At 61.5% G+C, this 12,781-nt stretch carries 15 protein-coding genes; 2 read left to right on the forward strand and 13 right to left on the reverse strand.

Translation table 11 applies throughout. From position 1 onward, the window contains the following. Positions 1 to 42: 42 nt before the first annotated feature. The 11 genes from A5708_RS12870 to A5708_RS12920 all read right to left on the reverse strand — a co-directional run bounded on the left by A5708_RS12870 (position 43) and on the right by A5708_RS12920 (position 10,391). Positions 43 to 1,029: an MlaD family protein gene (locus tag A5708_RS12870; protein WP_231117901.1), complete on the reverse strand. Its 987-nt coding sequence runs from the start codon at positions 1,027 to 1,029 to the stop codon at positions 43 to 45. Continuing rightward, positions 1,029 to 2,033 (reverse strand): MlaD family protein, encoded by a 1,005-nt coding sequence (locus A5708_RS12875; RefSeq protein WP_081292936.1) that lies wholly within the window; start codon positions 2,031 to 2,033, stop codon positions 1,029 to 1,031. Before A5708_RS12875 ends, A5708_RS12870 begins: the two co-directional genes overlap by 1 nt. Further along, positions 2,030 to 3,187 carry an MlaD family protein gene (locus A5708_RS12880; protein ID WP_196772620.1) on the reverse strand — a complete coding sequence of 386 codons (1,158 nt, stop codon included), beginning with the start codon at positions 3,185 to 3,187 and terminating at the stop codon, positions 2,030 to 2,032. The genes A5708_RS12875 and A5708_RS12880 overlap by 4 nt, the downstream gene beginning before the upstream one ends. Continuing rightward, positions 3,157 to 4,086 carry an MlaD family protein gene (locus A5708_RS12885; protein WP_231117896.1) on the reverse strand — a complete coding sequence of 310 codons (930 nt, stop codon included), beginning with the start codon at positions 4,084 to 4,086 and terminating at the stop codon, positions 3,157 to 3,159. The genes A5708_RS12880 and A5708_RS12885 overlap by 31 nt, the downstream gene beginning before the upstream one ends. 35 nt (positions 4,087 to 4,121) lie before the next feature. Beyond that, on the reverse strand, positions 4,122 to 5,189 hold the full coding sequence (locus tag A5708_RS12890; protein ID WP_065029001.1) for an MlaD family protein: 1,068 nt from the start codon (positions 5,187 to 5,189) through the stop codon (positions 4,122 to 4,124). After that, a complete protein-coding gene (locus tag A5708_RS12895; protein ID WP_155765988.1) occupies positions 5,186 to 6,325 on the reverse strand; it encodes an MlaD family protein in 1,140 nt (379 codons plus the stop codon). The genes A5708_RS12890 and A5708_RS12895 overlap by 4 nt, the downstream gene beginning before the upstream one ends. 11 nt (positions 6,326 to 6,336) lie before the next feature. After that, entirely contained in the window at positions 6,337 to 7,113 is a 777-nt protein-coding gene (locus tag A5708_RS12900; RefSeq protein WP_081292942.1) for an ABC transporter permease, read from the reverse strand. A gap of 92 nt (positions 7,114 to 7,205) precedes the next feature. Beyond that, positions 7,206 to 8,108 (reverse strand): ABC transporter permease, encoded by a 903-nt coding sequence (locus A5708_RS12905; RefSeq protein WP_081292937.1) that lies wholly within the window; start codon positions 8,106 to 8,108, stop codon positions 7,206 to 7,208. A gap of 551 nt (positions 8,109 to 8,659) precedes the next feature. Beyond that, a complete protein-coding gene (locus A5708_RS12910; protein ID WP_065029002.1) occupies positions 8,660 to 9,124 on the reverse strand; it encodes a hypothetical protein in 465 nt (154 codons plus the stop codon). 57 nt (positions 9,125 to 9,181) lie between these two features. Beyond that, the gene (locus tag A5708_RS12915; RefSeq protein WP_155765989.1) at positions 9,182 to 9,727 is read right to left on the reverse strand and encodes a hypothetical protein; all 546 of its coding nucleotides are present in this window, start codon (positions 9,725 to 9,727) and stop codon (positions 9,182 to 9,184) included. 91 nt (positions 9,728 to 9,818) lie between these two features. Next, entirely contained in the window at positions 9,819 to 10,391 is a 573-nt protein-coding gene (locus A5708_RS12920; protein ID WP_065029018.1) for a hypothetical protein, read from the reverse strand. A 65-nt stretch (positions 10,392 to 10,456) separates the two neighbouring features. Between A5708_RS12920 and A5708_RS26780 the strand changes: the two genes are divergently transcribed. After that, entirely contained in the window at positions 10,457 to 10,594 is a 138-nt protein-coding gene (locus A5708_RS26780) for a hypothetical protein (protein WP_155765990.1), read from the forward strand. Between the two features lie 26 nt (positions 10,595 to 10,620). Here A5708_RS26780 and A5708_RS12925 read toward each other — a convergent pair whose 3' ends face one another. Continuing rightward, complete coding sequence (locus A5708_RS12925) at positions 10,621 to 10,962, reverse strand: hypothetical protein (protein ID WP_065029004.1); 342 nt, start codon at positions 10,960 to 10,962, stop codon at positions 10,621 to 10,623. Positions 10,963 to 11,727: 765 nt separating this feature from the next. Here A5708_RS12925 and A5708_RS12930 point away from each other — a divergent pair. Next, positions 11,728 to 12,345 (forward strand): TetR/AcrR family transcriptional regulator, encoded by a 618-nt coding sequence (locus tag A5708_RS12930; RefSeq protein WP_231117898.1) that lies wholly within the window; start codon positions 11,728 to 11,730, stop codon positions 12,343 to 12,345. A gap of 41 nt (positions 12,346 to 12,386) precedes the next feature. Here A5708_RS12930 and A5708_RS12935 read toward each other — a convergent pair. Beyond that, on the reverse strand, positions 12,387 to 12,781 hold a 395-nt coding region (locus A5708_RS12935), incomplete at its 5' end, for a cytochrome P450 (protein WP_155765991.1).

The raw sequence follows: 12,781 nt of genomic DNA on the forward strand, positions 1-12,781 counted from the left end.
GCTTCCTTATTGGTGTTCTCAGACCTTCAGCATCCGGACGCATCATTGATCCGCTGCCGGCGAAGGCGTTTGGGCAGGTTGCGGCGGGAGCGCCACGTGCAATTCGATCGATCCGTCGGGAGGCACTGCTGCCAAAAGGTTGGTCAGAATCTGACTACTGTCGATGTTGCGCAGAGCGCTCGCGATCGCCTCGACGTTGGGCATCAGCGGTTCGGTGAGCACTCGCAAATCCGATCCCCGATCGTCCAGGAACTGTTGGATGCGTTGCATGAATCTACCGAAAACGTAAACGGTCCCGGGCATGTCCGCGCGCAGATTTTGGTTCAACCCGGCCTGCCACATTTTTTTGATATAGGGGCCGAGGGCCTTCACATCCGGTGCGGCCTGAGCGAGTAGCGAACCGACGAAGCCGGCGTGCTCCAGCAGACTCTGCAGGTTTTCCAGCGCCTGTCGGCCTCGACCGTTGAGCCCAGCGGTGGTGTTATGCAGAACTTTGCTCGCGCGCTCCAGGTTGGGGAGCACGGCATACGGATCCGGTAGGCCTGCATCGGCCTCGTTGACCACCTTTTGGAGTTCACCCGGGTCGAGCTGGTTCAGTGTTCGGCCGACAGCGGCTCCCAGGTCCGAAATCGATTGCGGTGCAACGACTGATTCGGTGGGGATGCGCTGCCCATCCTTGAATGGCGGCCCCCCGGATTTCGGCGGCTCGAGTTCGAGGTAGGACTCGCCGAGTGCGGAAAGGTTCTCCAGGTGGACGACGGTGTCGCGAGGAACCTTGAACTGGTTGTCGATGAAAAAATGAATGGTGGCATGCGAGCTCGATGCCTCGACCCGCTCAACCTTACCCACCGGAACACCGCGCAGCAGCACGTTGGAGCCGACGACCAGGTTGTTTACGTCCGCAACGTCCATGGCAAGGTTCGTCCGGTCCGCCGGTGGAGCGATTCGGATGCCCAGGTGCGCGACGTAGACCAGGAATGCGGTGATCATGACGGCGAACGCGCTGAACGCCGCGGTAACTCGGAGCATCACGGCACAGCTCCTAGCATCCGCAATACCTGTTCGACATTGCCGGATAGCTCTCGCCCGTCAGGACCGACGATCGAGGTGATGTTGATGGCCGGGTGCTTTTCTTGCGGAAGGAAATAGTCCAGGATGAATCTCCGCCAGCGCGGGTACTCCGCCTCGAACGCTTGCTTGGATCCTTGAATCGCTTTCAGGGCGTTAGCTATCGAAGCGAAAGCCGGAACAAACCAGTATCCGCTGCTGTAAATCGTCCCGATCGAAGGCAGCAGGTTACCGAACTCCCGGGCAGTAACGGTGGCCCGTTCGAATCCCCGGACACCCTGGGGCGTGAGCCAGAAGCTCAGATCTGGGGACCAGTCGGCCAGTGCAATCGATGTCTGTTCCGTACCACTGATCATCGTGTCGACGGTATCGACGTTGTCGGCGAGTTGGTTGAGGTCCGTGGTCACCTGCGACACCACTCGGTGCACTTCATCCTTCGGCGGAGTAATCCGGTTGAGCCGCACCAGCGTGTTCTGCCCACGCTGTATCGACCCGCTGCCGATGAAGTTCGCCAAATTGGCGATGGTGTCCTCAAGTTGGGGTGGAGATATCGTCTGCTGCAGGGGGATTCGCGCTCCGGCCGCAAGCCGCGGTGCCGGTGTCGCACCACCGGGCGGCGGCTCCAGGGCCAGATAGATGTCACCGAGCACCGTGGCCTGTTGAAGCACCGCGGTCGTATTGGACGGAATTTCCACCCCCTCCTCGATGCGTGCGGTCACATCGACATGATTGCCGGCGTCGGCGACCTTGCTCACCACGCCCACGGTCGTGCCGTCCATGACGACTTTTGCCCGATCCGGCAAATTGAGGACGTTGGCGAACTCGGCGACAATGTCGTAGCCATTCGTATAACTGTGGCCCGGCACCGGGAGCGCGTCGACCGAAAGGGCATCCAGCGCTGAGCACCCGGTAGCGCTAAGGCCGCAGACCACCGCGCAGATCAGGGCGCGTATAGGGATTTTCATCGCCGCTGGGCCTCCGTGAGTACGTATTGCAGCAGAGCGACATCGACCGCGTAGGGCCGCCCGCCGACGTCGGCGCAGCTGCCCGGGGCGGACGCGTTCATCGCCCCACAGGCCAGCAGTCCGTTGGGCGTCGGGATCCGAAACAGCGGCGGACGCCAGGTGAGCACCGGGAACAAGTGGTTGTTGAGATGCTTGGCGATGCCCCCGGCAATCGCTCCCGGTGGCTCGCCATTGACGCCGCTGATCATCCGCGGCAAGAAATTGAGCATGTTGGCGATGCCCTTGTAGTGCGGACTCCAAATCCGCATCTCTTCACCCGTCTCGTCCAGGACGTTCTGCAGCTCTGGCCCCATTTCAATTTCGATGTCCTTGACCATCGTCAAGATCTCGGGGAAGGGCGCGTCGAACTCCAGGGCCCCGTGCACGGTCTTCACCAGATCAGGGCCTACCGCCGCTTCGTCGGTGAAGATCTGCTTGAGCGGCACACGATTATCGCGCAGCATCGACGTCAATTGAGCGATGTTGCGGGTGATTTCGCCCATTTGGGAAATCGCCTCATCAGGGTTGTCCAGCAGACGCGAGGCCCGGTTAAGCAATTGGTTGGCGTTGCCTCCCTGGCCGGCCATCGCTTGGTCGACGCCGCGCAGCGCATCGGCGATGTTGGTCGAGCCTTCGGGATTAATCGCGTTCACGAATTTGGTGGCCGAACCGATGATCCTCGAGATACTCAGCGGGGTGGCGGTCTGATGCAAGGGGATGCATTGCCTCGGTTTGAGTTTCGGTCCGCCGGTGTAGTTTCCGACCAGTTCGAGCGCGCGGTCGGCCAGAATGGAGGGCGATCGGGTAACCGCCCGCACTCCTTCCGGCAGCGGCCGTCCTTCGCGAAGAGTGAACCAGACCTTGACGTCGGCGTCGCGTGGTTCGACCTTGCGGATTTCTCCGACCGGGTAGCCCATCTGGGTTACGTGGTTGCCCACGTAGAGCCCCACGCCGTCGGACAGGATTGCACAATACTCGTTGGCGGTTGACCCCGAGGCCGTCGCACACGAGGTGGCACCGAGGATCGACGAGATCGCCACCGCCGTGGCCACCAATGAACGGCGTACCGCGCCAAGACCGCGCATCAGCAGCGACTCCCCTCGATCGGGAAACACAGATCTGTCGCGAGGAGTTCCGGTGGTGTCCCCTGGTTTTGAGCATCGAGAGTCGTCTGCAACCGGCCCCGGATGCGCCGCAGCACGCGCACGACAACGCCGTTGCGGTCGGCGATCGCCTGAATCTCACCGAGTACCCCGCGTACCCTGGCCAAAAAGTCCTGTCGGTGCGACATGTAGAACGGAAGAAATGGGTAAATCTTGTCGATGATCCTGCCCAGACCGTAGATCGACCCGGCAAATCCCTTGCTGTAGAGGGTAAGTGTCTCCTCGAGTATGGCGACGCGGGTAGTCAGGTACTCGAGCAGTTTGCGGTTGCCATTCATCATTTGGAGGTATTCGTTGGACATTTCCAAGATGCTGGTCAGCTGGCCGCGCTGGTGTTCAAGGATCTCGCTGATGGAGTTGCCGGCGTCGAGAACCTTGGCCAGGATTTCGGTGTTGCTCCCGGTGAGACCCTGTTGAATCTGGTTCAGGGACTTGTTGATCGGCTGGGGCGCGACCTGGTCGGTGATCTTTGTGGCGTCCGATAGCGTCCGAATCAAGCTGTAGGGCATCGTGACCCGGTCAATAGGGATGGGATGCCGCCCCAGAGGCCGGTCACCGTGGGGCAACAGGGTGACGAAATACCCACCGACGACGGTGAGCATGCGAACATCGACCTGGGTCTGGTCCCCGATGAACACGTCGTCCTTCACCGAAAGCTGCACCCGAACCTGCTGCGGTTCAAGTGAAACCTTCTTGACCGTCCCGACGTCCATACCAGCAACGCGCACCGAATCGCCCGCCTTCACCGAGGCCACGTCATTGGTATAGAACGACACGAGCTGGCGGTGAGGTGGCGAGATGTACACCCAGGCAACAACCAACGCGATGATCGTCGTCACGGCGATCGTCACGACACCCCAAAACAGGGGGTTGCCCAACGACCTCGTCACTGATTGCATATGAGCACCTTGCGTCCGTTCAGCAGTACATCCACCGGAATAGGTAGTACGGCTTGGCCTTTGGAACAGGGAGCGGGGGTTCCCGCGGCGGGCGGCTCCGGGATGTTCTCCCACACCACCGGTATGCGCTTGATGCCGTCGATCTCGTTGTAGACGTTGGTGATCGCCTTGTCGAAGGCTTTCGCCGGATCCCAGCCGGGCTTATAGTCCGGCGCGACAATTTGTTCGGTAGGCGTAGAGTCGATCGGCGGCGTGTACTCCCCAGAGTCGAGTCCAGCACCATCAAGCATGCGACTCACCTCGCCCGTGAAGGCCGGGCCGTAGATCTGCGACTTGCGGAACTCATCCAGAACTGTCATGGCAGAATCGGCGACAATCCTGACCTGATCCAGAACCTTAGGCACTGCATCAGATTTCCCGCGTATGTCTGCGGCGACCCGCTGCAGATTGCGCATGATCGTGGCGACGACCGACTCCCGGTCCGAGACCAACGCGGTCAGTCTCTTGATGCTGTCGAGCATCGGGCCCAAGCCATTGCCGTCACCGGCCAGGAAGGTGGATACATTCTCGGTGAAGGTGTTGATTTCGCTGGGATCCAAGGTCGCCAAGACCGGCTGCAGTCCGTTGAACAGAACGGTGACGTCGAAGGACGGCACCGTCATCGCCGTTGGGATGGTGGTCATCGGATTGGGCACCCGACCCTCGCTGGCGTCGGCCACGTCGATGTAGCGTAGACCGGTGAGCGCCTGAAATTTCACCGCCAAGCGACTCGTCGGCACGATGCTGTAGCGGCGCTCCAAGGTGAACTGAACCCTCGCTACGGTCCGCCCCTGCGACCTGTTGAGCGCCAGCGATTGCACTTTGCCCACGCGCACACCGCGCACCCGTACGTCCGCTCCTTCGTGCAACCCGGAGATGTCGGTAAATTCTGCGCTGTAGCTACGGGTCTCGCCCGCGACAGGTTGCCTGATCACATTCGAAATGACGACCAGCAGCAGCCCGCTGACCACCACCGCGACAGCGAATTTCCACAGTGCCCCAAGGTTTTTTCTCATCCAGTCCCCCCCAGGATGAGTCCCAAAGGTGCCGCGACCCCGGGCAGCTGATCCAGCACAACGCGCACCTGCAACGCGCGCTGATCCCCCGAACCGGCATACATGCGTTCCAGCCGCGTACGAAGTTCGCGCGACGTGTCGGCGAAGTCTTGCGGAAGGGCGATCTGCGGCACGACGTCGGCCATTACCCGAGCTTCTTGCAGCAGGGGGAACAAGTCATAGGTGTGCAACTTCTCCAGATCTCCAACCTTGCTGAAGAGGTCGTAATGGGCAGCCTCGAAATACGGTCTCGTCCGGCCGAACACGAACTTGTCCGGGTCAGTCGCCATCATGTGAACTGCATCGTTGTAGTACTTCAGCTCTTGGGGGCTGTAATCGCCGAAATACGGATTTTCTTGCCGGGTTTTATCCGGATTGAAACCCACGCCGGGGGGAGTGTGGAGATAGTCGTTACCCGTGCTGATCGCCGCATCCAGGAACGAAGGCAGACCCACGCTGATCGCGGCCGTGTTGCGCAAAAGCTGCTCGGTGGGGACCGTTTGGATGTCGGTCACAGTCGTTGAAACCAGAATCATTGTTTCAAACAGTGGATTGAGCGCATCGATGTAACGGGTGGCACGGTCGGTCACACTGATCAGCTGCGGCGTGATCACTTGGTGCGACAGCTCGCCCAGGCGATACAGCAGCGTCTGCAGAGTAAAGTTTCCGGCCGGCGTGACATTGATCGACGCGTGGTCACGCAACATCTTCCCGTGATCAGAAGGAATCAGATTGATGCCGGTCACACCGAAATAGTTCGCCGGACGAAAGTCGATCCCGACAGCATCGGTCAATCCTTTGGTGGGCCCGTTCTGCAACTCGACGTTCACGCGGACATGGTGGCCGGCAAGTTTGGATATGTCGCTGACCTGACCCACTTTGACACCGTGCAAGATGACCGCGGTGCCATCGACGACACCCTGCCCAACGTAGGGCGTGTCGATGGAGACCAAGATGGTGTTCTTTGGTTGTGCCGACGAGTTGATCACGGTGATGTACAGCAGTAGGGCAACGACAAGAACCACAACGAAACCCGCACCGATCAAGGTGAGAATGTGCTTCTGACGTTGGTCGTTCACGTTGAGCAGCGTCGTCATGATCGAAACCCCTACCCCGTGAACACAAATGTCGGCTTGAGACCCCACAACCCCACGGTGAGAACAAAGTCCAGCACCATGATGGCCACCAGGCTCGCGCGCACCGCGCGCCCGGACGCCACACCGACACCGACAGGGCCACCGGATGCGAAATAGCCGTAGTAGCAGTGGATTATGGTCACTGCAGCACAGAAGACCGTTGCCTTCACTGTGGAATACAACAGGTCTGTCGGCGACAGGAATTGAACGAAATAGTGCTTATAAGTTCCCGCGGGCGACTCGTAGATCGCGGTGATCATGGCATTGGACACAAAGAAACTCACCAGCAGCGTGAGCGCGTACCCGGGTATCACGATGAGCAGAGCACCGATGAAACGCGTCCCCACCACGTACGGAACAGGCCGCAAACCTAGCGCCTCAATGGCGTCGATCTCCTCGGCGATACGCATCGCACCGATCTCGGCGGTCATCCGCGCACCGGCCTGCGCGGCGAAGGCAATACCGGCGACCAGGGGCGACATTTCCCGGACGTTGGCCAGGCCGCCCACAATTCCGGAAAGCGCACCAAAACCCAACAGGTTCAACGTCGCCCACGCCTCGATGGCGATCGATGCGCCGATTGCCAGGCCGAGGATGGTCAGGACACTTATCACGCCCCCGTCGACAACCAGAGACCCGCGACCGAAGGACAGACTGATCATCCGGGCCAGAGCCTCTTTGCGATAGTTCTTGATGGTCACCGGCGCGAGGTAGATGACCTGAGCGACGAACAAGAGAGCGCCACCCATGGTGTGCAGCGGCGCCTGAAGAACCTCAAGGACTCGCGCGAGGAATCGATACTGGTCGATGTATCGCGAGGGCGTCGTTGCCTGATTGGCCACTACGCCACCGCCATCGGGAAAAACATCGCCTGCACCTGCGTGATCACCAGATTCGCGAGGACGATCCCGACCACGTTCACCACCACAGCCGCATTCACGGCATCGGCCACACCGCGCGGTCCGCCCTTGGCCTCAACACCTTTCAGCGAGGACACGATCCCCACGATCGCCGCGAACACGACCGCTTTACCGATTGCGAACCAGACATCGACCATCTTGGCGAACGCACCGAACGACGCCCAGAAGCTCCCACTCGTCACATCGCTGACCGTGATCGCAAGCATGAACGACGCGATCACCGACGAAGCGAGGATGACGGCCATCAGAACCGGAGCGAGGACTATCAAAGCCACGAACCGGGGCACCACCAAATTCCGGATCGGGTCAACCCCCATCACACGTAACGCGTCGAGTTCTTCGCGAATCGCCCGCGCTCCGAGGTCGGAGGCGATCGCCGATGCCGCGGCACCACCCATCAGCAAGCCGGCCGTGAGTGGCGCACCTTGACGGACGACACCGACGCCGCTCGCCGCGCCCACAATCGACGCCGCCCCCACCTGATTGATCAACCCCGACGTCTGGACAGCCACCATGCCCCCGAAGGGAATGGCCATCAACAGCGCCGGTAGAGCGGTGACCTTATACAGGGACCAACACTGGTGAATGGTTTCGCCTACCGGGAACCGCAGGGAAATCACGTCCTGGACGATGTAGCGAATCACCGCCGCGGCCATCAACACCGCGCGGCCGGCGGTGTTAGCGCTTTCCACCGGTGCCGTCGCCAAGCGCTGAACCGCCGCGCGGGGCCGACGGCGGACCGGCCCGGCCGTCAACACCCGGCCGCGTCGCCCCCGGTCCAAGTCCGTCGGGACGTGAAGTTCACCAGTGCTTGTGGCTGTCATCCGTTTGCTGGCTCGTTCCCTGTCATTGGCTGACCGAGACACATCTGCCGGTGCGTACACCTGCAGTAAACGCAGGAGACTGTGACGGCGATCTCAGTCGTTCGGTGGATCTTATCTCATTGCATTGTCAGATTGTCAAATAGATCGATCGATCTGGCACGATGGTGGTCGAGGGCGTCGGACGGCGGTCTCACCTGCGGTCGATGCCATCTGATGACCCTGTGCCGGCGCACTTGTAGGCAATCCCTGCCGCTGGCCTACCCATCTGTAGCGCTCTGCGGAGTCATGCCGTGCGGCGTTAACCGCCACTGTCCGGTGGTGGCGGGATGGCGAGTTTGTCTTCCAGCTCGAAGCGGCGGACAAAGCCGGCGAAAATTTGCTGCTGCGTAAACGGGCAATGCTTGTCCACGCCCCCGGGATGCGCCCCGGGGCGCGTCGATCGATAGCTGCGGACAACCGGCCACATAGCCGAACCGTCGGCACCACATCACAACCCTGGTCCAAGCGGGAGCAGAGCGCCGCCCTTGCGCCACCGATTCCACGCACCCCCATCAGCCGCCGGCCAATACGATGGCCGCCGTGGTGTTGCCGGTGTTGGTGTCCGTCACCACGTCCGCGCCGTAGCGCGTGTATGAGCAATCGGGAATGGTGTCCCAACCGAATAGCGTGGCTCCATAGATGGCCTTTTGCGGGGCGTCTGCGAATTGGTCAGCGTTTGCGAATCCCGCCAGTAACTTCGCCTTGGCCGCGGGGTAGGACAACTGGCGCAGTGTCGGCATCGGATCCTCCATTGGCTGGAACCGCGCGGTGTGATTGGCGTAGCTTTGCGTCTCGAGGTTCGCGCGCTGGGCAACCCTCTCGAGCACTGGATCGGATTGCAGCGCAGGACAGCCGCCGCGTTTTGCGGCCACCGCCGACCTCAAGTCCGCGGTCGAGTCCGCCGACGCCGAGGGCGCGACCAGCATCGCCGCCATACCGGCCATCGTCGCCATGACAACCACACGCCGAGGCGTCATCTCAGTTCGCCTCCCCCGCTATCGACACCGAAAACCTCACTTTCTCAAGCAGAGTCATCAGGCGACCTGCCAATTGCCGCCGTCGTCGCGGTAAAAAAAGTACGTCGGGCAATATTGCGCATTGGTCTCCCCGGGACAGGGCTTGCCGTCATAGGTGGTGGTAGTTGTGTGGACGAAACTGGAAGGTGGCAGCGCGCTGGACACCAGCCCCTGCGTGGTAGTGACCGACACGAGCGCGAGCACCGGGTACATCGGGCTCGCACCCGGATCCGGGTGGGCGCAGCGCACGCACCACGGTTGAGGCGGAGGGTTCGGGTGCACCGTCGGCTGACCCACAATCGTCGGGCCGAGAAGTTGAACGTCGACAGTGAAGTCCGGCGGCTGACCCCGTTGGTATAGGTCGATGAGGGCTTGCTTGATCTCCGAATCGTCAGGCGGCGGCCCCAGTTCACCTACTTTGGCATCCGACCTGACGGCACCGATGGCCGTAACAGTCGCGAAGCAGGCGGCAAGGAATACGGCCACAACCGCGAGCCGACCAGACAGACGAGACGCCCGCAGCGCAACGCCGCTACTGATGATCAGCCGGAGCGGCGTCACCACAATGCCTCCTCTGATACGGCGACGAGTCACGAGCATCTGGCGACGGCTGCGACTGTCGACGATATTGACAGCGCGGCAGGTTATTTGGTCCCTACCCACAAACATGCGACCGCTCGATCCTGCTGCCCCAATGTTCTTCTCGCTGCTGCGAGGGCCCGTATATCCAGGCGGTATTCCGTGCCCTGATCCCGACGCCGGTATTCGACAGGTGTTGCCACAGGCGGTAGAAACTCTCGCCCTGGTAGAGCGGGAAATAGTTGTCGCCTGCGAAATCTCGGGTCTGTGTCAGAGCCTGCGCTCGTGGGGCAAGGAAGGCGACGGCCTGTTCGACGTTCGTCGCCACGTTATCCGCCTGCGCCTGGATCGTTCCGACCGTCCAGTCGTTGTTGGCCGCCAGCAGATTGAACCCGAATTGGTCCAGCTGGCGTCGCAGGTCATGATATTGCGCGTTGAACCACTGGCACATCTCCCGCTCTGCGTTGATGTCGGCGGGGGTGACACTGTTGCGCGTTTCGTCATAGGGATACGGGAACTGCGGAGTAAAGCTGCTGGCGGTCGGAACGAACTCCGGCAAGAGCGGAGGTGGTGGGTCGGACGGATCGGCACTCGCTCGACCTTGCGCCACGATGCAAGTCGCTACAAGCACTGCCAGACAGCGAAACATCAGTGGTGCGTGGCGCTTCGCGCCCCGCACCGTCATAACCGATCCCATTCGCAACCTCCGAATGAATGTGCGCCGGCCTGACGCCGCCCCGGATCGCCCTGGTCAATCGACGAGACCTCAACGTCTGTGTTCTGCGTCCGCTGCTGACGTCGACGGTGTTCTTCCACGCGTGGTTGATCACGCGGTCCGCGCCGGAGTACTGAATAGCCAAGGCCCGTAGCCGAATTGGCTACCATCGCTCGACCAGCTTGCGCGCCACGTAGGTTCGAGAACCACCGAGGATCATCGGCAGCGCCTCCGAGGTCGGCAATGCAAGCCCTAGACCGCCGTCGTCGACGCTACGGGCCTGGGCGCCGTACGGCCCGACCGTCAACACGAGCGTGCCGTCGGAGCTGCCGTCACCTCTCTCGGCCGGGTCCCGAAAACACCACGTCCATACGCCCTCCTCCGTCGCGAAGCACAGCTCGATGAAGTCGGACCGGGCCGGACAGCGGCGGACGGACTCGAGGGTGGCCGGAAGAAATGACCCGTCTTCGAAGCGCGAACCCGTGAAGCACCGAAGTCTCGTCATGCCTCACTCTCTTCCTACCGGTCGCGGGGATCCGGTTCGTTCACCCGGGGAACGGGGTCGCTGTCCGTGCGAGCGCAGCAAACCCGCAGGCTACGCAGCGTCCACAAATTGACATGATGACATGTCAGATTATGTGTGCGACGGGTCACAGTGTCAAGCTCGTAGTTCGCGTCACCGGGCCGATAACCATCCTCGCGGCATCCAGGCTGACGGCAGCACGTACTAACGAGAGGCACGCGCTGGACGGTCGGCGACCTCAGTGGAGGATCGCGATTTTCTACCGCTGTACGAACTTGTTGCTGTAGTTCAGGATTCGTCATTTACCCCGACCGAGCGGCAGAGTGCTGGATTCATCCTGCTCGTGTTGCCACCGGCACGTATGCGTATGCGGCGGCAGCTTTCACACCCTGCTGCCCCATCCGGCCAGGCGCCAGGCACGCGTCTCTGACATCATTTCATGTCAGATTTTCTTCTCGTGTCGGCTCTGACGACGGATCGGCCGGCAGGATTGCCTCGGCATTCGCCGGCTGGCGCCGTCGGGGGCGCGGCGATCAACCGGACGCCCCTGAAGTCTGGCGCTGGGTCTTCCAAAATCACCACCGAAGCACAGTTCGTCGGCGTCTGCGCCGGACACGGCCAGAAACCGGTCCTCCCGAGCCCGCCCCAATAGCTCCCAACCGGCGGTGAGCTCATCCGCCGTTGGTCGGTCGAGCCGTCGGTCGGCACTTATGCTGGTGGCCGAGGAAATTAACCGTAGGAGCGAACGTGTCGGCTGGCCGCGTGTACGGCGGAGCAACAGGTGAACAGCGGATCGCCGAGCGGCGCCGGAAGTTGATCGAAGCCGGCATGAACCTGTTCGGTTCTGCGGGTTCCGCATCGGTTCGGGTCAAAGACGTGGTCGTCGAAGCTGGACTGACCGAGCGATACTTCTACGAGAGCTTCAGCGACTTGGACGCGTTGTTCGACGCGGTACTCGAACTGGCTAACGACGCGGTCGAAAGTGCCGTGAACGCCGCTGTCGTAAACGCGCCCGATGACGCTGTGTCGAGGATATCCGTCGTACTGCGAACAACCGCCGACACTCTGGCCGGCGATCCGCGCATGATCCGGATCATCTTCATCGAGGCACTCGGCAAGGGTGGGCGTGCCGGCGCCCGCCGCAACGAAATCCTTTTACGCGCAGCACAGAACTTCTACCGGTGGTCGGGAACCGACGCAGGCGATTTTGAAAGCAGCTCCCTAGAGACACGGACGAAGACTTTCGCTTTCGCCGGGGCTGCTTCAGAATTGTTGATCGCGTGGGCCGAAGGATTTCTTGACATGACCGCGGCCCAGCTCGCGGACTTCCTCGTCGGGCTGTACTGGCGGATCAATCTGCCCTGAGGATCGCGGCGTACACGACGCCGCGCTACCCTGAGGCGTTTTCACTCCAGCACTACCGTGGTCCCGCGACCCGGCACGTGGGTGATCGACCGGCGGTGTATCGACTCGGATTTGAGGTCGACGGGGCGCACCCGTGCGGTGCTGAACAGCGCGCCAAGCACAATCCGCATCTCGCATTCGGCGAAAGTCGCACCAAGGCAACGACGCACGCCACCTCCGAATGGAATCCACGTGTAGGTTCCGGCTCGGTTGTCGAGAAACCGCTCGGGACGGAACTGCTCGGGGTCGGGATAGATGTCGGGACGCCTGTGCATGAGATAGATCGATGGCGCGACCTTGGCCCCGGCGGGCAACGAAAACCCGTCGACCTCCATCGGTTCTGTGAGTCGCCTGCTGACCAGGGCGAGTACAGGCCGCATCCGCAGTGTCTCCTTCA

It is taken from the genome of Mycobacterium colombiense (genome assembly GCF_001672755.1).
GTDB lineage: Bacteria > Actinomycetota > Actinomycetes > Mycobacteriales > Mycobacteriaceae > Mycobacterium > Mycobacterium colombiense_C.

What these genes read in the sequence shown, in the direction of transcription:
- A5708_RS12870 (WP_231117901.1), bottom strand. Translation starts at nt 1,029, where the DNA reads ATGCTCCGAGTTACCGCGGCGTTCAGCGCGTTCGCCGTCATGATCACC.
- A5708_RS12875 (WP_081292936.1), bottom strand. Translation starts at nt 2,033, where the DNA reads ATGAAAATCCCTATACGCGCCCTGATCTGCGCGGTGGTCTGCGGCCTT.
- A5708_RS12890 (WP_065029001.1), bottom strand. Translation starts at nt 5,189, where the DNA reads ATGAGAAAAAACCTTGGGGCACTGTGGAAATTCGCTGTCGCGGTGGTG.
- A5708_RS12895 (WP_155765988.1), bottom strand. Translation starts at nt 6,325, where the DNA reads ATGACGACGCTGCTCAACGTGAACGACCAACGTCAGAAGCACATTCTC.
- A5708_RS12900 (WP_081292942.1), bottom strand. Translation starts at nt 7,113, where the DNA reads ATGGGTGGCGCTCTCTTGTTCGTCGCTCAGGTCATCTACCTCGCGCCG.
- A5708_RS12905 (WP_081292937.1), bottom strand. Translation starts at nt 8,108, where the DNA reads ATGACAGCCACAAGCACTGGTGAACTTCACGTCCCGACGGACTTGGAC.
- A5708_RS12910 (WP_065029002.1), bottom strand. Translation starts at nt 9,124, where the DNA reads ATGACGCCTCGGCGTGTGGTTGTCATGGCGACGATGGCCGGTATGGCG.
- A5708_RS12920 (WP_065029018.1), bottom strand. Translation starts at nt 10,391, where the DNA reads ATGTTTCGCTGTCTGGCAGTGCTTGTAGCGACTTGCATCGTGGCGCAA.
- A5708_RS26780 (WP_155765990.1), top strand. Translation starts at nt 10,457, where the DNA reads ATGTGCGCCGGCCTGACGCCGCCCCGGATCGCCCTGGTCAATCGACGA.
- A5708_RS12925 (WP_065029004.1), bottom strand. Translation starts at nt 10,962, where the DNA reads ATGACGAGACTTCGGTGCTTCACGGGTTCGCGCTTCGAAGACGGGTCA.